Annotated in this window: 21 protein-coding genes; all 21 read left to right on the top strand. The window is 39.0% G+C overall.

Annotated elements, in window-relative coordinates; genetic code table 11:
• The first annotated feature begins 28 nt into the window (after nucleotides 1-28).
• Entirely contained in the window at nucleotides 29-787 is a 759-nt protein-coding gene (locus PGH07_RS02105; RefSeq protein WP_289412245.1) for a polysaccharide biosynthesis/export family protein, read from the top strand.
• 90 nt (nucleotides 788-877) lie between these two features.
• The gene (locus tag PGH07_RS02100) at nucleotides 878-1,798 is read left to right on the top strand and encodes a glycosyltransferase family 4 protein (RefSeq protein ID WP_289412243.1); all 921 of its coding nucleotides are present in this window, start codon (nucleotides 878-880) and stop codon (nucleotides 1,796-1,798) included.
• Nucleotides 1,799-2,051: 253 nt separating this feature from the next.
• The gene (locus tag PGH07_RS02095) at nucleotides 2,052-3,872 is read left to right on the top strand and encodes a TonB-dependent receptor plug domain-containing protein (RefSeq protein ID WP_289412242.1); all 1,821 of its coding nucleotides are present in this window, start codon (nucleotides 2,052-2,054) and stop codon (nucleotides 3,870-3,872) included.
• A gap of 39 nt (nucleotides 3,873-3,911) precedes the next feature.
• A complete protein-coding gene (locus PGH07_RS02090) occupies nucleotides 3,912-4,475 on the top strand; it encodes a hypothetical protein (protein WP_289412240.1) in 564 nt (187 codons plus the stop codon).
• A gap of 2 nt (nucleotides 4,476-4,477) precedes the next feature.
• The gene (locus PGH07_RS02085; protein ID WP_289412238.1) at nucleotides 4,478-5,146 is read left to right on the top strand and encodes a hypothetical protein; all 669 of its coding nucleotides are present in this window, start codon (nucleotides 4,478-4,480) and stop codon (nucleotides 5,144-5,146) included.
• Nucleotides 5,131-5,856, top strand: coding sequence for an ElyC/SanA/YdcF family protein (locus PGH07_RS02080; RefSeq protein WP_289412236.1), 726 nt, complete (start codon nucleotides 5,131-5,133; stop codon nucleotides 5,854-5,856). Before PGH07_RS02085 ends, PGH07_RS02080 begins: the two co-directional genes overlap by 16 nt.
• Entirely contained in the window at nucleotides 5,846-6,283 is a 438-nt protein-coding gene (locus PGH07_RS02075) for a hypothetical protein (RefSeq protein WP_289412235.1), read from the top strand. The genes PGH07_RS02080 and PGH07_RS02075 overlap by 11 nt, the downstream gene beginning before the upstream one ends.
• Before the next feature lie 49 nt (nucleotides 6,284-6,332).
• Complete coding sequence (locus tag PGH07_RS02070; protein ID WP_289412234.1) at nucleotides 6,333-7,526, top strand: tetrahydrodipicolinate N-succinyltransferase N-terminal domain-containing protein; 1,194 nt, start codon at nucleotides 6,333-6,335, stop codon at nucleotides 7,524-7,526.
• Between the two features lie 85 nt (nucleotides 7,527-7,611).
• Entirely contained in the window at nucleotides 7,612-7,851 is a 240-nt protein-coding gene (locus PGH07_RS02065; RefSeq protein ID WP_289412233.1) for a hypothetical protein, read from the top strand.
• Nucleotides 7,848-8,096: an RNA-binding S4 domain-containing protein gene (locus PGH07_RS02060; protein WP_289412232.1), complete on the top strand. Its 249-nt coding sequence runs from the start codon at nucleotides 7,848-7,850 to the stop codon at nucleotides 8,094-8,096. The genes PGH07_RS02065 and PGH07_RS02060 overlap by 4 nt, the downstream gene beginning before the upstream one ends.
• Nucleotides 8,093-9,076: an anthranilate phosphoribosyltransferase gene (gene trpD / locus PGH07_RS02055; RefSeq protein WP_289412231.1), complete on the top strand. Its 984-nt coding sequence runs from the start codon at nucleotides 8,093-8,095 to the stop codon at nucleotides 9,074-9,076. Before PGH07_RS02060 ends, trpD begins: the two co-directional genes overlap by 4 nt.
• Before the next feature lie 3 nt (nucleotides 9,077-9,079).
• Nucleotides 9,080-9,496, top strand: coding sequence for a tRNA (adenosine(37)-N6)-threonylcarbamoyltransferase complex ATPase subunit type 1 TsaE (tsaE, locus tag PGH07_RS02050; RefSeq protein ID WP_289412230.1), 417 nt, complete (start codon nucleotides 9,080-9,082; stop codon nucleotides 9,494-9,496).
• Nucleotides 9,496-10,218: an LPS export ABC transporter ATP-binding protein gene (gene lptB, locus PGH07_RS02045; protein WP_289412229.1), complete on the top strand. Its 723-nt coding sequence runs from the start codon at nucleotides 9,496-9,498 to the stop codon at nucleotides 10,216-10,218. Before tsaE ends, lptB begins: the two co-directional genes overlap by 1 nt.
• Complete coding sequence (locus PGH07_RS02040) at nucleotides 10,215-10,967, top strand: TIGR02757 family protein (RefSeq protein WP_289412228.1); 753 nt, start codon at nucleotides 10,215-10,217, stop codon at nucleotides 10,965-10,967. Before lptB ends, PGH07_RS02040 begins: the two co-directional genes overlap by 4 nt.
• A 184-nt stretch (nucleotides 10,968-11,151) precedes the next feature.
• Nucleotides 11,152-11,871, top strand: coding sequence for a F0F1 ATP synthase subunit A (locus tag PGH07_RS02035; protein WP_289412227.1), 720 nt, complete (start codon nucleotides 11,152-11,154; stop codon nucleotides 11,869-11,871).
• Between the two features lie 9 nt (nucleotides 11,872-11,880).
• Nucleotides 11,881-12,165: a hypothetical protein gene (locus PGH07_RS02030; RefSeq protein WP_289412226.1), complete on the top strand. Its 285-nt coding sequence runs from the start codon at nucleotides 11,881-11,883 to the stop codon at nucleotides 12,163-12,165.
• A gap of 2 nt (nucleotides 12,166-12,167) precedes the next feature.
• A complete protein-coding gene (locus tag PGH07_RS02025; RefSeq protein ID WP_289412225.1) occupies nucleotides 12,168-12,707 on the top strand; it encodes a thiamine phosphate synthase in 540 nt (179 codons plus the stop codon).
• Nucleotides 12,708-12,722: 15 nt separating this feature from the next.
• A complete protein-coding gene (gene sppA, locus PGH07_RS02020) occupies nucleotides 12,723-13,634 on the top strand; it encodes a signal peptide peptidase SppA (RefSeq protein WP_289412224.1) in 912 nt (303 codons plus the stop codon).
• A 108-nt stretch (nucleotides 13,635-13,742) separates the two neighbouring features.
• Nucleotides 13,743-15,173, top strand: a complete 1,431-nt coding sequence (gatB, locus tag PGH07_RS02015) for an Asp-tRNA(Asn)/Glu-tRNA(Gln) amidotransferase subunit GatB (protein WP_289412223.1) — start codon at nucleotides 13,743-13,745, stop codon at nucleotides 15,171-15,173.
• Nucleotides 15,174-15,217: 44 nt separating this feature from the next.
• The gene (locus tag PGH07_RS02010) at nucleotides 15,218-16,867 is read left to right on the top strand and encodes an NAD-binding protein (protein ID WP_289412222.1); all 1,650 of its coding nucleotides are present in this window, start codon (nucleotides 15,218-15,220) and stop codon (nucleotides 16,865-16,867) included.
• Nucleotides 16,868-17,755 carry an NAD(P)H-dependent glycerol-3-phosphate dehydrogenase gene (locus PGH07_RS02005; RefSeq protein ID WP_289412221.1) on the top strand — a complete coding sequence of 296 codons (888 nt, stop codon included), beginning with the start codon at nucleotides 16,868-16,870 and terminating at the stop codon, nucleotides 17,753-17,755.
• The last annotated feature ends 28 nt before the right edge of the window (nucleotides 17,756-17,783 follow it).

The following is a 17,783-nucleotide window of genomic DNA, read 5'->3' as shown; positions in this document are numbered from 1 at the left end:
ATAAACACAGGAAAAAGAGGGAGAACAAATGTCAAAAAAAGTAGTCTTGGTCATTGTTGGTTTACTATTGTTTATAAGTGGATGCTCTGAGAATTCAAATTATAAACTTTTGCAGACAAAAAATGCTAAAAGTAAAAAACCGACTCAAGTAACAAGCCAAAGTATTGAGTACCGGATTCTCCCTCAAGACAGATTGAATATTATTCTCTATAAAAATCCCGAACAGAGTTCTGCAGTCTCACTGCAGGGACTTGGTCAAACAATCAACTCTGAAGGTATGTTGGTCAATGCATCGGGAGATATTACCATGCCTTTGATTGGAAAGATCAAGGTCGCCGGTCTTACACAGACACAGGCAGCAGACCGTATCACTTATGCCTATAAAACGTATCTACGTACCCCTTCTGTATACCTTGAAGTAATGAATAAAAGGATCTATGTTCTTGGTGAAGTAAAAAATCCTGGTATTGTGAAATTGGACAAAGAGAAAATGACACTTTTTGAAGCGCTTGCATTTGCAGGTGACCTGGAGGATTCTGCTGTGAGAGACAACATCATCATCGTTTCAAATGATCCGAAATACGGTTTGGTCATGAGAAGTGTGGATCTTACCAATTTTGATACGATGAATTATTCTGAACTGATGCTTAGACCAAATGATATTGTCTATGTTCAACCTGACGGATGGAAAGAGTTCAGAGTTGCTTCTGATAATCTGACCGCACCGTTTGAAACTATTGCTAAGATTGCATCGCCATTTGTAACGATCAAATACCTTAAAAACTAACGTCAAATGTATTATATTTTTATAGGGATATTTTTACTTTCCCTTGGTTTGGTTCACATAGTTATATTCAATGCTCCAAAGTGGGGTTTAATGGATATACCTAATGATCGTAGTATACATACGGATCATACACCAAGGGGTGCAGGTATAGGTTTTTACTTTGCAGTCGCAATCATTCTTCCATTATTTTATTTTCAATTACTGATTGATCATTGGCAGATGCTTTTGGCAGTTTTTTTGGTTTTTCTTGTAGGAATATTGGATGATCATAGGGATACTGCACCGAAAACCAAATTTCTAGTACTGGCGATCTCTACGATTATTTTGTATTTTGACGGTATCTATATTGATGAAGTCGGGAACTATTTTGGAATCCCTGTTTCATTGGGATGGCTTGCATTACCGTTTACGATATTTGCAGTGATCGGATTTACCAATGCAATGAATCTGATCGATGGTCTGGATGGTTTGGCAGGTTCTATCAGTGTAGTGATACTGAGTGCATTTTTTTATATCGGTTTAACCTATCATGATTCATTTATGATGATATTTTCTGGAGCATTTATCGCTGCTCTTTTTGGTTTTTTGATTTTTAATTGGAACCCTGCATCGATTTTTATGGGTGACAGCGGTTCCTTGACACTTGGGTTTATCATCTCGATGTTAGCGATAAAATCACTCTCTTATATCCCCGCAGTATCTGTACTTTTTATCGCAGCTGTACCTCTTTTGGATACTTTTATAGTGATGCTAAGAAGAAAAATCAAAAAAAGGCCACTTTTCAGTGCAGATAAATGTCATATTCATCATCTACTACAGAAGTTTTTTGGTGACTCTACGAAAACAACGGTTATTTTTTTAATAGTGTTGCAGAGTATATATACGATTATTGGACTTCAAATAGAAAAAGGCGTTGATCAAGCTATCCCTATGTTGCTTTTTATACTTAATGTAGTACTTTTCTATCTGCTTCTCAGTAGAATGGTTCAAAGGCAAGAGAGATCCTGCTGATAGTCCGGTATTTTAAGTATATATCGCTAGAATTCGGCCATGAAATATTTAAGAGGCTATACTAAACAATACTTTTCTCTTGCCATAATAGCGATGTATTCGACACTGCATAAGCTAACACAGAGTGACAGTAACTATAAGTACCATAAAGATGCCTTTGAAAATCTTGAAAGAAAAACCTCTCCCCCTTTACTTATCCTAAACCATCATATTTTTTAAATCAAAACATATCAATTTTATATTAGGATAAATCATGAACAACACTATAAAACTATCTATTGCAGTATCATTGCTGTTGACAATTACTACTCATGCTGCTGAGCTTGAACCGATCACGGTTACTACGACAAATAAAACTGAACATTCAATTAATGATACTACTTCAAATGTGACAGTGATCACTGCTGAAGAGTTGGACAAAAATGGATATCAGAATGTAGCACAGGCAATTAATAGCATAGCAGGTATCTCAGTAGCAAACTCAGGCGGTTTAGGTCAGCAGACATCATTTTTTGTCAGAGGTGCGGACTCAGGGAAAGTTTTGGTCCTATTGGACGGAATGCGTCTGAATGACCCAAGTACTACTAACGGCACGGCACTACTTGAGAGTCTTACCACTGATAATATTCAACAAATAGAGATCATTAAAGGGGGTATGAGTAGTATTTGGGGTACAAATGCCAGCGCAGGAGTGATCAATATCATCACTAAGACACCACAAGAAGGAACACACGGTTCTTTGAGTTTACTTTACGGATCTTATAAGACCAAAGGTATCGATGCAGATATCGGATATAAAGATGATAAATTCAGTGCTCAATTACTTGCTTCTTATCTTGATACTGAAGGTATCTCGGCGTTGGCACCAAGAGATGCGGAAAAAGATGCTTATACAAATAAAAATATCAATCTGAAACTGGGTTACAGGTTTGATGAAAATAATAAGATACAACTAAGCTATAACCGTATCAAGACAGAAACGGAGTATGATGATTCTTGGTCTACAGCTCAAGCAGAAGATGACTACTCTCATGCACAATCAGATCAAGAAAATACAGCACTTCAGTATGACTATAAGTCAGGTGATTATCGTACTAACATGTATGCAAGCCAGGGAAAGTATGAGCGTACTTTCTATACGAACTCATACGGCGTAGGTGTGAATGTCTATGAAGCAAAGCTTAAAGAGTTCGGTATGATTAACAGCTATGACTATTCAAGAGGAAAAGCGGTACTGGGGTTAGAGTATAAAGATATCGATGGATTTAACCAGTACAATGACTACCCTGCAAGTCAGGCAGACTATACCAATAAGGCGGTCTATCTATCTAATCTGTACAGAATCACTACAGGTACGCTTATCGAGACCAATATTAGATATGACAACTTTGAACAGTTTGAGAATAAAGTAACCTATAAAGCAGGCATCAAGCACGAATATAACAAGATTTCCGGATTAGGAGTAGGGGCAAACTACTATACTTCTTATGATGCACCAAGCTCTTATCAACTGGCGAATGTAGTATTTGGAAGTGAGTTGAAGCCGGCATTTACCAAAGGCTATGAGCTCTCAGCGCACTATAAAGAGTTGTTGACCATTACTTATTTTAACAATAAAGTGAAGGATAGTATCGATTATGATATGGTCAACTATGGATACTACAATATAGACGGTGTATCCAAGTTCAAAGGTTTGGAAGTAGAAAGTATCTATCCGTTCGAGACAATGAACCTTAATATTTCAGCAAACTATACACACCTCTTTGAGGCAAAAAAAGAAGATGGAAGTGATCTGTTTAGACGTCCAAAAGATACAGTAAACCTTTCTGCAAATTATTATACAGACTCTAGCAGCTATGGAATTACGGCACAGTATGTTGGAGACCGGACAGATCTTGGTGATATGTCTACAGGTAACTACACTTTATGGAATCTGAACTATGCAAGAGAGTTAACCGATGAGATCAAACTGACACTCAATGCAAAAAATATCTTTGATAAAGAGTATCAGTCGGTATATGGCTATGCAACGGAAGGACGTAGTGTCTATACTAAGATCCGGTATCGTTTTTAACTGTTGTGATGAATAGTAATGATTTAGATATAATTTTTTATGTTGACTCTTATTCCACAATGGTTTATTCGATATAAGTTTTTCAATTCCCTGCTTTTGGGATTGAGTGTCGGGGCGATCTTTTCGATCTATACGCCCCTTGAACCCTCTGTATATTCGCTAGGGGGTGTGGCACTTGCTGTCGGTATGCTGCTTATTGCCAGACTTTATATTCATATCTTGAATGCACAGTGGTTCTTTCGGATCTCTTTACTTGTTGAGATCGTATTGCTGCTTATAATGTGCTATTTTTTACTTGATCCCTATACCTATCAAACTGCACTGATCGTTTATGTAGGATATCAGATGACTTTTGTCTTTGGGAACTATTTGGTGCGGGTTGAGACTCTGTTACTGGGTGAAGATATACTCTTAACCCGCCTGGATACAGCAAAACAGATGGGATATCTCATGGGGATGGCTGGTGCATATCTGTTTTACCGTTTGATGGATCATTATGGTATTGTTGAAAATCAACCGCAAGTCTATTATCTGCATTTTGTACTGATTGCAGTTGAAGTGATTGTGATCTTCTTGATCATCAATAGTTTTAAACGGTCTTAATAATGTCAAAACTGTTCACTATACACTATGCCTGCGAGAGTTTGATACCTAAGCGAAGCTCTTATGTTACGGCAATTAGTGTATGTGAGATCACTACAAAAATGTGTACAAGTTTTTCTATGATGGATGCACAAAAAACTCTTGGGACCCAGAGTACTCCACAGGAACTGGAGGCCTATTTACTTAAAGTGTTTTTTGAGTTTGTCTCTAACCATTCGGATGCCACATGGATACACTGGCATATGCATAGTCTTTTGTATGGATTTGGGGTATTGCAGGAACGTTTTGAAATGATCTGGGATCAGCAGGCACCCAAAATAACTTCTACGCTTAACTTGCCTGATAATATTTTTAAAGAGATTCAACATTATTGTCGTAGATACCCAAAAATGTATCAACTCTTTCAAGATAACAGAATGATTGATCAAGCAATACTGCCGGGGAAAGATGAAGCAGCATCTTTTTCAAAAGCAGAGTATACCAAGATCAAATATTCTTCACAGGCAAAAGCAAAAGCACTCGCAATGATATATGATAAGTTTCAAGATAAAAGTCTGGTGATTTCATGCAGCAGGTTAGATAAAATGTTATGGGTTGCAGGGGTTCTGATATGTTTTTTAGCTGTAGTTTATCTATATATTAAAGGGAGTATGAAGTGGAGTTGGGGATAGCCTTTTTATTAAAAAAGACAATAGCCTGGTTGTTGATGCCTATGCCGCTAGGCATGATAGTGTTAGTTACGGCCATATGGCTCCTTCATATCGGGAATGTCAGAAGGGCAACATATTTTATACTTGGGAGTATTATATGGTTTGCGATTGTAACACATGCATCTATAAGCAGCCTCTTGTTGCTGCCTCTGGAATCTCAGTATAAAAAGATCGAGCAGGTTCCTTCAAATGTAAAATATATTTTGCTTTTGGGTGGAGATAAAGAGAGGCGTGCCTGGGAGGCAATACGGCTTTACAAGATGATCGAAGGAGTGAAGATCGTTACTTCGGGATACTCGAGACATGATAAACTCTCAGATGCCTATAAAGCATCAAAACTACTTGTAGAAGCAGGTGTAAGAGCTGAAGATATTGTGATGCAGGAAGATGTAAAGGATACCAGAGAAGAGGCGGCAAAAATGAAAGAAAGGGTTGGAACGGGACCTTTTTTGCTTGTGACTTCAGCGTATCATATGCCTAGAAGTATGATCTTGTTTCAACAAGAGGGGCTCTATCCTATCGCCGCACCTGGAGACTTCAATGATAGAGGGGAAGATAGTATCTGGTCACTATTTCAAGCAAGGCATTTACAAAAAACAGAAAGAGCTTTTCATGAATATATCGGATTACTATGGATTTATTTGAGAGGAGTAATATATCATGACATATAGAGAATGGTTTGAATCTCATGCTAAGAAACACAGTGCAATCGTAAAAAAGCTTGGATATCTTAGTGATGAGGAATTGATACGTTATTTCCGGTTTGAAAATATGGTGAAAATGGAACCGGACTTCTGTCCTTTGTATGCTACATCAACAAAGTGTCATGATATGAAAGAGCTTAACTGTTATCTCTGTGCTTGTCCAAACTTCAGGTTTAATGATGAAGGATTAAAAGAAGTAGAAAATAAGACGCTATTTTCTACTTGTGCGATAGATGCCAAAGAGGGCAAACAGTTTATCTCTGATGATGCAATCCATCAGGATTGCTCTGGGTGTACGATACCGCATAAAGAGGCTTATATCCGGGAACACTTTTCCAGGAATTGGCGTGAAATTATGAAGCATTCGGATCAATCTTCGTCTAACTCAGCTTAACAAAGTATAATACAATAACTAATTTATTTCGTATGTTTAGGAGAGTTTTATGGCTATAAATACAGTAGCAGATATGAACGAATTTAAGGCACTTGTAGCGGATATCGAAGCGCAGGACGGTTATAGAAAACCGATCGCTTTTGGTATTGCAAGAGTAGATAGAGGACAGAAAAATGCTGAGAAGATTCTTCAGGCAAACTTCGGTCTGATCAATTGGGGAGAGAACTTCGGTTCAGCGGCTGTTTTTATTAAATCACTTCAGGAAGCTAAATGTGCAGTGGACTTCAGCGGAAGTGAATTTGTTGCGACGATCAATGAAACTTTTGTAAGTAATGCCATGGCAGCATTTGCTCCACTGGTAGCTGAAGCAACAGGTGATGCACATAAAAATATCCAGGTGATCAAGACACTGAATGCAATGGGCGATATTGGTAAAGACTTTAGAATCGTATTTTTGTTTGAAGATGCACCGGCAGAGTCGGTAGAAGCTGTATACCTTAAACTTTATGCACTATCACTCAGCAAGGCACCGCTTAGAGGAATCAATCTTAATGGTGCATTTGGAATCCTTTCAAATGTTGCATGGGTTGGAAACACTCCATATGAGCTTGACTACCTGAGAGACAATGAGATTGAGATGAAACTAAAAGGTACTTATCCTACAGTTGACAGTGTAGATAAATTTCCAAGATATCTTCAACATGTTATCCCTGCTGATAATACACGTATCCTTGAGGCTTCTAAAGTACGTATGGGTGCACAGCTTGCAGCAGGTACGACAGTAATGCCGGGTGCATCTTATATCAACTTTAATGCCGGTACACTTGGTCCGGTAATGGTAGAAGGACGTATCTCTAGTTCTGCGATCGTGGGTGCCGGTTCAGATGTAGGTGGTGGAGCAAGTATCCTTGGTGTACTTTCGGGAACAGACGGAAACCCTATCAGTATCGGTGAGAACACACTACTTGGTGCAAACTCTACATGTGGTATCCCACTGGGTGATGCATGTATTATCGATGGTGGTCTTGCTATCTTTGCAGGTACAAAAGTGAAGATCGCTCCAGCTGAACTGGAAAAGATCAAAGCGGCAAACCCAGATGCGAATCTTGAGTCTAAAACAACATTCAGAGCGGATGAACTTCAAGGACTGAATGGTCTTCACTTCAGACAAGACTCTACAACAGGTGAGATGATTGTAAGAAGAAGTACAAGAGAAGTTAAGCTTAACGAAGATCTTCACTAAAACTTTTCCACCTCATTTAGAGGTGGATATATAGAAGAGTTCAAATGATTGGGTTCTTTTATGTAATGATAAGAGGATAAAAACTATGGATGAAGATAAAATTGTAGAAAAAGTCTGTCTTCTGGCGCTGTTTAAAAAACATCCCGGTGAGACACTAAAAGATATTCAGGCGATGCTTGTAGATACGGGAATGTTTGATATGAAAGAGTGTAAAAGTGTTTTCAAACAATTGAAAGCTGAAAAATATATTTCAGAAACCAATGAACTTACACTCAAAGGAATAACTGAAGCAAAAGATGCCGAGGAGATGTTTAAGCAACCATGAGAGTAGATAAGTGGTTAAGTGCCGTAAACGTCGTCAAACGTCGTACGATCGCAACAGATATGCTCAAGTCCGGTGTGGTCTATGTCAACGGTATGCAGGCAAAAGCTTCGAAAAATGTTGCCATAGGCGATAAGATCACGATCGAGTATCTTAAAGGACCAAGGTCGTATGAGGTACTCAAAATACCTGCAACAAAAACGATCCCGAAATCTCAAAAAGAAGAGTACGTTAAGGAGCTAGATTGAGTAATAAAGAACAGTTTGAAAAGCTATTTAACAATGAATTGAGTGAGTCTGAAGCACGTCAGTTTTTGATTGATCTCTATAACAAAGGTGAGAGCGCGGAGGATATCGCAGATGCTGCTGCAGTAATGCGTGCACATTCCATTAAGGTTCCTTTGAGTGATGAGCTGAAAGAAAGAGCAGTCGATATCGTTGGTACTGGCGGAGATCAGAGTGGGAGTTTCAATATCTCTACAACAATTTCACTGCTGTTGGCTTCTATGGGACGAGTCATTGCAAAGCATGGAAATCGAAGTGTAACCTCTAAATCCGGTTCAACAGATGTACTTGAAGCCCTCGGTTTAAAGCTGGAAATGACACCAGAAAATAAGATCAAAATGCTTGAAGAGACAGGGTTCTGTTTTTTCCCTGCAACCGATCATCATCCGGCGATGAAATATATCATGCCGATTAGAAAATCAATTCCCCATCGTACCATTTTTAATATTCTAGGGCCGCTGACAAACCCTGCTGGTGCACAAAAGTATCTTCTGGGTGTTTTTGATCCAGGTTTTGTGCGTAGGATCGCTGAAGCACTTGTGCAGCTCGATGCGAAGAGAGCTTGTGTAGTAAGCAGTCAGGATGGGATGGACGAGATAGGGCTTGCAACTAATACTAACTTTGCTTATGTTGATTCGGGACGGATCATCGAAGGTGAGATAAACCCTGAGATTTACGGTATTAAAAAAGCACCTAAAGAGGCGATCCTCGGTGGAGATGCACTCCATAATGCACAGATCACCAGAGATATTTTTGCAGGAGTGGAAAAGGGTGCAAAGAGAGATATTGTAGTACTCAATGCTGCCTTTGCACTTTTTGTAGATGGCAGTGTGCGTGATGTCCGTGAAGCGATCGAACAGGTAGAAGCAATACTTGATAGTGGTACAGCAAAAGAGCATTTGGTACGTATGGCTAAGATCAGTGAACAGCTTTGTAAGAAGTAGGAAATGAAAATAAAAGAGATCATTGCTTCTGTGGAGCAGTTGGATAATGTGGTTGACTATCTGAATGAAGTGTTGCCATCCAATACTGTAGTATTTCTGCGTGGCGACCTTGCAGCCGGAAAGACAACACTCACGCAGGCTATCGCAAAAAAAAGAGGGATAACGTCAGATGTAACCTCTCCGACTTTCTCATTGCAGCACTGTTATGGTGATGATCTATATCATTATGATCTGTATCGCTTGGATCATGATGAATTTATGCAAATGGGTCTCTTTGAAGAGTTTGATAAGCCGGGATGGCATATGGTAGAGTGGGGAAGTGACCCCCTCAAAGACTTTTTAGAGTCTGCGGGGTATAATGTAGCCATAATTGAGATAGAACCTAGCGGGGATGCGAGAAAATACAGGATCTTATACTAATGCATATACTTGAAGCAAAAAATCTTGCAAAAACGATCAAAAAAACGAAGATCGTTCACGATATTTCACTCACAGTTAAGAGTAAAGAGGTTGTTGGGCTTTTGGGCCCGAACGGAGCAGGGAAAACCACATCATTTTATATGGTATGCGGACTTACAGGTACCACAGAAGGAGAAGTATTCCTCGATGGAGAGAATATCACCAAACTGCCCTTAAGTACAAGAGCAAAACTCGGTATCGGTTACTTGCCGCAAGAGTCCAGTATCTTTAAAGATCTTACTGTGGAAGAGAATCTGCTTATTGCTGCAGAAGCACTTGAGATGGAAAAAGAGAAGATACAGCCGCGTATTGAAAAACTTCTTGAGATCTTTAATATCGAACCTATAAGAAACCGTCAGGGTATCCGTCTGAGCGGTGGAGAGAGAAGACGTGTGGAGATCGCCAGGGCTTTAGTAGGTGAGCCGAAATTCTTGCTGCTTGATGAACCGTTTGCAGGGGTTGATCCTATTGCAGTACTTGATATCCAAAACATCATCAAACAGCTTGTAGAACTTGATATGGGTATTTTGATCACAGATCATAATGTCCGTGAAACACTTGGTATTTGTGACAGAGCTTATGTAATGCGAAGCGGTGAGATGCTTGCCACTGGCTCAAGTGATGAGATCGCTTATGATGAGAATGTAAGAAAATACTATCTGGGCGAACATTTTACATTTTGACTTTAGTACAGATCAAAGAACTTTTAGACAAAGAAGTAGAGGCTCGCAATACCTCACTAGAACTTTGCTATGAAAGACCAGATCCCCTCTTTATTGCACAAAAATACCAAGATGAATCTATTGCACTGATCTGTGCTCTATTTGCCTATGGGAATGCTAATCAGATCATTAAATTTTTGGAAAGTCTGGATTTTGATCTGCTAAATCAGAATGAAGATACGATAAGAAAACTTCTCTCTGCACACTACTACCGGTTTCAAAAAAGCGAAGATGTGATCGCTCTTTTTATTGCACTTAAACGCCTTAGAGACATAGAAAGTCTTGAAAATATTTTCTATATAGGCTATCAAAAAGAAAGCAATCTCTTAGATGGACTTTGGGCTTTGATACAAGCGATAAGAGAGTCCTATCCTCAGGAGAGTTACGGATACAATTTTCTGGTGGGTAAGCCGGCGCAAAAAATTTCATCAGCAGGCACCTATAAACGCTATTTGATGTATCTTAGATGGATGGCACGCAAAGATAGTCTTGATATGGGACTTTGGTCTAAAATAGATAAAAAAGACCTATTAATGCCGCTAGATACACATACTTTTAACGTATCGCGAAAAATAGGACTGTTGAAAAGAAAAAGTTGTGATATGAAGGCGGCTATCGAATTGACAGAGAGACTCAGAAAATTTGACCAGAGTGATCCCATCAAATATGATTTTGCTCTTTATAGATTAGGTCAGGAAAAATTGGTATAGGACTGTATACTTACTTTTAATTATCTGTACTAATAAACTTCATAATTTCAAATATAATTGCTGTGAATGATCTACACATGCTGCTAAAATCTTTAAATAGTGCGTTCAATAGGCCTAAATACGAGGCAAATTTAAGTTCAAAAAAGGTATAATCCACGCAATAATTTACGTAAGAGGATGTTTTATGGAAGGTATTTTTACTTACCTGGGTGCGATATTCGGACACGGGCAGATGCTATTTATTTCTCACATGATCTTGGTTGCAGGGATTGTCCTGTTTGTTGCGAAAATAGCTACAAAAAGTCTTAGAGCTGTACCGGGTGGTACTCAGAATGTGATGGAGTCATATCTTGGCGGTGTAATCTCTATGGGTACGGATGTACTAGGTGAAGAGAATGCTAGAAAGTATCTTCCATTGATCGCAACGTTGGGTCTATTTATCTTTACTTCGAACATGCTTGGTATTATCCCGGGATTTGAATCTCCAACATCAAACATCAATATTACTTTGACACTAGCTATGATCGTTTTCTTCTACTACAACTATGAAGGTATCAGAAAGAACGGTGTGATTCACTACTTTGCACACTTTGCAGGTCCGGTAAAACTGCTTGCACCGTTGATGTTCCCAATCGAGATCATTTCACACCTATCACGTATCGTTTCTCTTAGCTTCCGTTTGTTCGGTAGTATTAGAGGGGATGATATGTTCCTATGGGTACTTTTGATGCTAACACCTTGGATCGTGCCTTTGGCTCCATTCTTCCTTCTTACAGTTATGGGTGTACTTCAGACGTTTGTATTTATGATCCTTACTTTCGTATACCTCGCAGGTGCAGTTGCGATTGATGAATCACATGAAAAAGCACCAAACCCAATCGCAGATACTATGGGTGAAGTGTAACTTACTACTATGAGACTAAAAGAGAAACCGCTTGGTTTCATTATAAATTTCTTTTTAGGCATTGCATGGGCATCTGTGCTCATCGGTGTCGCTACTCCATTTTTTTCTTCTTATCACTTTGGTTTGTTGGATATACTTATTTCTGCTTTTATTGGTGCATTACCTGGACTAGTAGTCATTTTATTGCTTGAGCATATCATTACGATCAAAGAGAAACATTATGAGCTCAAAAAACAGACAAAGATTTTAGAACAAATCTTGGAAAAACTAGATAAGCAAATAATAAAAGAGTAGCGATGCTCTCTTATGCCATTACTGATCCTTCAACACTTTCTTTCGATCATCTAGACACCTACTTATCCCATATTAGTGGGAAAGCCGACATGGTTCTTTATAGGGATAAGCAAAACTTTAACTATAGTGATAATGCCAAAATATTTATTGAGGCTGCAAAAAAATACTCCTTTGATAAATTACTGCTGCATAATGAAATACTCTTAGCTAAGGAAATAAAAGCAGATGGAGTACACTTAAGCAGTGATCGACTAGAGGAGATACCTTTTGCCAAAGAGAAGGGATTGTTTGTCATCATCAGTACACATACCCTGAAAGAAGCACAAAAAGCTGAGATGTTAGGTGCAGATATGGTAACATTCAGCCCGGTTTATGATACTCCGAATAAAGGCAAGCCTGTTGGTCTGGAAAAATTACGTGAAGTAAGCGGCACTGTTAATATTCCTGTGATAGCATTAGGGGGTATTTTGACAACAGAACAGATAAAATCTTGTCAAAAAGTAGGAGCATATGGATTTGCTTCAATACGATATTTCAAATAAAAAATAGGATGATAAATGGAAGAAGTGAAAGATTATCAGATAAAAGAATTAAAGAAGCGCATTTTTATTTCAAATCTTAAAGCATGGATAGTAGGAATCATACTTATTGCCGAGATCGCATTTTTTGCGATGTACTTTTCCAAAGCCGGCATGTTTGGAGAACCTGTATTAGGTGATAATAAAGTAGCAGTGATCCATTTTGATGAGCTTATCACAGAGAAGTATACTACCAAGGTGATGGAGAAAATGGATGTGATCCGTAAAGATAAGAACTTCAAAGAAGTACTCTTTGTTATGGGTTCTCCCGGCGGATCTCCAACTGCCAGTGAGGAGCTGAGTGAGTATCTTAAAGCCTATCAAAAAGACAAGAATATAACGATGTATATCGGAAGCATCGCTGCAAGCGGCGGATACTATATCGCTTCAGCAATCCAGCCTCTTTATGCAAATAAAAATGCCATCGTAGGTTCAATCGGGGTGATCATGCCACACTATAATCTGGGTGAATTGGCAGAAAAGGTTGGGATTGAGGAAGATAACCTTGCAGCAGGTAAATATAAACAGCCTATCTCTCTTTTCAAGAAAGTAGAGGGTGATGAAAAAAAATATATAGAAGATCATCTTCTGATGCCAACTTATGAGAACTTTATTAATGCTGTTGTAGCGAATAGAGGGATTACCAAAGAGAAGCTTCTGCCATTTACCGAAGGTAAGATTTATGTTGCCAATGCTCCTGAGATACAAGGAGTCCTGGTAGATAAAATTACATCACTTTACCAGATCAAAAAAGAGATCCGTCAGAGACTTGGAGAGAAAACAGTAAAGTTTGAGACCATGAATCTTAAAGATCAACCTTCTTTTTTCCCAAAAGTTCAAGTCGATATGGGAGTTGATAAACTCTTAAATCAACTGAGCTATCGACAATAATACTTTTTAGAGAGAGCCATTTGACTCTCTCGTAAACTCCCTCAAATAAGCAAATGGGTATAATAATTACGATTATAAATATGAACTATTTTTATAAGGAATTTCCCGATGTTTGAAACCGTTATCGGTCTTGAAGTACACGTACAACTCAATACTAAAACCAAACTTTTCTGTTCATGTGCAACAAGCTTTGCTGAACACCAAAACTCCAATACATGTCCAACTTGTTTAGCTCTTCCAGGTGCACTGCCAGTTGTGAACAAAGAAGCAGCAATGAAAGCGATGCGTTTTGGATATGCAATTGATGCGGATGTACAGCACAGTTCGAACTTTGATAGAAAATCATACTTCTATCCGGATAGTCCAATGGCTTATCAGATTACACAGTTGCATAATGCGATTGTGCAAAATGGAGAGCTCTTTATTGACCTTGAAGACGGTACACAAAAAAGAGTAGGGATTACTCAAGCACACCTTGAAGCGGATGCTGGAAAGAATATGCATGAGGGAGACCACTCTAAAGTAGACTTGAACCGTGCGGGGACTCCACTGCTTGAGATCGTTTCAGCTCCGGATATGAGAAGTTCCGATGAAGCAGTTGCTTATCTTAAAAAGCTTCATGCAACAGTACGTTATCTTGACATTTCAGATGCAAACATGCAGGAAGGTTCATTTAGATGTGACGTCAACGTTTCTATCCGTCCAAAAGGACAAGAGGCGTTCGGTACGAGAGTCGAGATCAAGAACATAAACTCATTCAAATTTGTAGCAGCAGCGATCGCATATGAAGTACAGCGTCAGACTGAAGCTTACGAAGATGGCGTATATGATCAGGAAGTATTCCAGGAGACAAGACTCTATAACGTCGATCAGGGTGTGACCAAATCAATGAGAGGGAAAGAGGAAGCAGCAGACTACCGTTACTTCCCGGATCCTGACCTTCGTCCACTTGTCGTGACTGAAGCTATGATTGAAGAAGCAAAACAGATCCCTGAGATGCCGGATGCAAAGGCAACACGTTATATGGAAGAACTTGGTATCAAGAAATATGATGCACTTGTGATCACTGCACAAAAAGAGATGGCATACTACTTTGAAGAGATGTTAGAGGGTGGTGCGAATGCAAAGATGGCAGTAACGTGGCTTACATCTGAGCTATTGGGACGTTTGAACAAGGCAGGTTTCAATATAGAGAATTCTCCTGTTGATGCAAAGACATTGGGTACATTGGTTTCCAAGATCGCTGATGATACGATCTCAGGAAAAGGTGCCAAAGATGTACTGGACTACATGATGGAGAATGAGAGCCGTGATGTAGATGCGATCATTGATGAACTTGGTTTGGCACAGGTAAGCGACGATGGTGCGATCTTGGCGATCATTGATGAGATTATCGCGGCAAATCCAGAGAAAGTCGCTGAGTACAAGTCAGGTAAAGATAAACTCTTTGGATTCTTTGTCGGTCAAACGATGAAAGCAAGTAAAGGTTCTGCAAACCCGGCTAAAGTGAACGACTTGCTTAAAGAGAGGCTAGGCTAGTAAAGCTCGGTATCGGTTTTCGGTACCAAAAAGGGGGAATGGTAATGCATGAATTGATACTGAAACTTTCCCGTATGATCGATAGCTCTATCCGATATCAAACGACAAAATCTTTTTTTAGATCACTGCTTAATGACATTAACTATCCTTATAAAAAGTACTTTGATTGGTTTATGATAGGTTTGATCATGACTTCGATCATGATACTTATCCTTAGCAAATCAGGTAAACTTCCTGCATGGATGATAGATTTAGACCTCTATTTCATTACCGCCATATTCGCATTGGAATACCTTTTAAGGATCTGGGTAAGTCAGGATATACATAAACATATCCTTGCCACCAGTAAACTGAAAAATGCAACTAAAAGAGATTATTATCTTGTACCGCTTAAAAAAAGAGTTGAATATCTGTTCTCTTTGCCTGCACTCATTGACCTTATTGCTATTTTCCCAAAATTTCGCATTATTAGGCTTTTAAAGCTTTATCATTATATGCACGGAACTTCAAGTCTTTTCAAAGCACTGACAAGAAAACGTTTTGAGTTTATCTTTTTAGGCTATATGCTCTTAGGTGTTACTTTCTCTTTCGGTACGGTTTTTTATATTCTTGAGTATGGAGTAAATAAAAATATCGGAAGTTATCTAGATGCTATCTATTGGGCATTAGTGACTGTTTCAACGGTTGGATATGGGGATATCTCTCCGGTGACGGATACTGGTAAGATCATTTCAATGTTTGGAATCATCATCGGTATTGCGATGATCTCTTTTGTTACTTCTGTGATGGTTACAGCATTTTCTGAACGATTTGATGAACTGCGTAATGCAGATAATATCAACCTGGTTTCCAAAATAAATAGAGCAGTGATCATTAACGGTTATGGTCATTTAGGTATGACAATTGCCAAAAAACTACTTTTACGCGGTGTCTATGAACCTGTGATCATCGAAGATGAAGAAGAAAAAGTTACTCAGGCCAGGGTAGATGGGTATAAAGTGATCCGTGCTGATGGCTCTAGTGCGAAGCTTATCAATGATCTCTATAAAGGTAAAAATATTGAAGCGATGCTCACACTGACAAGTTCGGATATCGATAATATCTATTTTATATTGAATGCAAAGTCAGTACAGAATGATGCCGTGATCTATGCAAGAATGAATCAGCATAACCTCAGAAGACAATACTATGCAACAGGTGTCGATGCAATATTGGAGCCTTATGATGTGGTTGATTTTAAGGCATTGGCCTATCTCAAACGTCATCATGAAGAAAACAAAAAAGGCATCATCTTCTTTGGTTATACTCATAAGAACAAACATCTGTGTCAAATACTTCGCCAGGATGATATAGAGGTGACTATTTATGAAACTGACAGTGAACGTTATGCAAGTGCAAAACGTGACGGCTTTGTCAATGTCGTACAGGTTGATGAAGAACAGCAGGAGTATCTCGAACATATCAAACTGCTCAAAGACTATATCGTTGTATGTGCAATGATAGAGGATGCTTTAAATGTCTATTATGCTATATCACTTAGATCAGGCGGTTTTAAAGATGAAATCGTTGCCTTATCTGATAGTAAAGAGGATAACCGTAAACTTATCTTGGCGGGAGTAAGCAAGATATTTGACATGTATGAAGAGAGTGCAGAACGTTTCATAGAGTTAATTGAAAATAAGGAGAGTATATAAATGAAATTGGCGGTTATAGGTGCAGGAAAGTGGGGGCAGGCTTTATATCATGCATTTTCGCAAAAAAATGATGTGGTGATTACCTCACGTTCTCATAAAGATATTCCTCATTTTGTTTCTATGAAAGAAGCGTTGGAGTATGAGTATCTTGTGATCGCTATACCTGCACAGGCTGTTCGTGGGTGGTTAGAAGAGAATTTCGTTGATAAGGGACAGAAAATTCTTGTGGCGGCTAAAGGGATAGAGACAGCGACAGGATCATTTCTCAATGAAATTTATGGAGAGTTTGTAGATGCGGATAGACTCGCATTTATTTCAGGCCCCTCCTTTGCAGCAGAAGTACAAAAGTCGCTGCCAACCGCATTGGTGATCAGTTCGACCAATTTAGAGCTGGCAAAAACGTATGCGGATGCGTTACCTGAATATATCAGAGGATATGTCAATGATGATGTCATCGGTGAGGAAGTTGCAGGTGCATATAAGAATGTTATTGCCATTGCAGGTGGAGTATGTGATGGTCTGAAGTTAGGAAACAATGCAAGAGCAGCATTGATATCGCGCGGACTTGTAGAGATGACACGATTTGGAGAAGCATTTGGTGCAAAAACAGAGACCTTTTTATCGCTAGGGGGAGCAGGAGACCTTTTTTTAACGGCAAGTTCTACACTCTCACGTAATTACCGAGTAGGGATCGGATTGGCTCAAGGTAAAAAGATCGAAGATATACTTGAAGAACTTGGAGAGGTAGCTGAAGGAGTACCGACGGCTAAGGCACTTTATCTTTTGGCAAAGCAAAAAGAGATATATCTACCTATCGCCACAGAAGTTCACGCTATGTTAGAGGAAGGTAAAGATCCACGTCAAAGTGTGAGGGATTTATTGGGATAGTGTATTTTTTTAGGTAAACTTGAAAGAT

It is taken from the genome of Sulfurovum zhangzhouensis, from assembly GCF_030347965.1.
In the GTDB taxonomy this organism is placed as follows: domain Bacteria; phylum Campylobacterota; class Campylobacteria; order Campylobacterales; family Sulfurovaceae; genus Sulfurovum; species Sulfurovum zhangzhouensis.
This window is presented reverse-complemented; position numbering and strand designations above follow the sequence as displayed.

What these genes read in the sequence shown, in the direction of transcription:
- PGH07_RS02105 (WP_289412245.1), top strand. Translation starts at nt 29, where the DNA reads ATGTCAAAAAAAGTAGTCTTGGTCATTGTTGGTTTACTATTGTTTATA.
- PGH07_RS02100 (WP_289412243.1), top strand. Translation starts at nt 878, where the DNA reads ATGGATATACCTAATGATCGTAGTATACATACGGATCATACACCAAGG.
- PGH07_RS02095 (WP_289412242.1), top strand. Translation starts at nt 2,052, where the DNA reads ATGAACAACACTATAAAACTATCTATTGCAGTATCATTGCTGTTGACA.
- PGH07_RS02090 (WP_289412240.1), top strand. Translation starts at nt 3,912, where the DNA reads ATGTTGACTCTTATTCCACAATGGTTTATTCGATATAAGTTTTTCAAT.
- PGH07_RS02085 (WP_289412238.1), top strand. Translation starts at nt 4,478, where the DNA reads ATGTCAAAACTGTTCACTATACACTATGCCTGCGAGAGTTTGATACCT.
- PGH07_RS02075 (WP_289412235.1), top strand. Translation starts at nt 5,846, where the DNA reads ATGACATATAGAGAATGGTTTGAATCTCATGCTAAGAAACACAGTGCA.
- PGH07_RS02070 (WP_289412234.1), top strand. Translation starts at nt 6,333, where the DNA reads ATGGCTATAAATACAGTAGCAGATATGAACGAATTTAAGGCACTTGTA.
- PGH07_RS02065 (WP_289412233.1), top strand. Translation starts at nt 7,612, where the DNA reads ATGGATGAAGATAAAATTGTAGAAAAAGTCTGTCTTCTGGCGCTGTTT.
- PGH07_RS02060 (WP_289412232.1), top strand. Translation starts at nt 7,848, where the DNA reads ATGAGAGTAGATAAGTGGTTAAGTGCCGTAAACGTCGTCAAACGTCGT.
- tsaE (WP_289412230.1), top strand. Translation starts at nt 9,080, where the DNA reads ATGAAAATAAAAGAGATCATTGCTTCTGTGGAGCAGTTGGATAATGTG.
- lptB (WP_289412229.1), top strand. Translation starts at nt 9,496, where the DNA reads ATGCATATACTTGAAGCAAAAAATCTTGCAAAAACGATCAAAAAAACG.
- PGH07_RS02035 (WP_289412227.1), top strand. Translation starts at nt 11,152, where the DNA reads ATGGAAGGTATTTTTACTTACCTGGGTGCGATATTCGGACACGGGCAG.
- PGH07_RS02030 (WP_289412226.1), top strand. Translation starts at nt 11,881, where the DNA reads ATGAGACTAAAAGAGAAACCGCTTGGTTTCATTATAAATTTCTTTTTA.
- PGH07_RS02025 (WP_289412225.1), top strand. Translation starts at nt 12,168, where the DNA reads ATGCTCTCTTATGCCATTACTGATCCTTCAACACTTTCTTTCGATCAT.
- sppA (WP_289412224.1), top strand. Translation starts at nt 12,723, where the DNA reads ATGGAAGAAGTGAAAGATTATCAGATAAAAGAATTAAAGAAGCGCATT.
- gatB (WP_289412223.1), top strand. Translation starts at nt 13,743, where the DNA reads ATGTTTGAAACCGTTATCGGTCTTGAAGTACACGTACAACTCAATACT.
- PGH07_RS02010 (WP_289412222.1), top strand. Translation starts at nt 15,218, where the DNA reads ATGCATGAATTGATACTGAAACTTTCCCGTATGATCGATAGCTCTATC.
- PGH07_RS02005 (WP_289412221.1), top strand. Translation starts at nt 16,868, where the DNA reads ATGAAATTGGCGGTTATAGGTGCAGGAAAGTGGGGGCAGGCTTTATAT.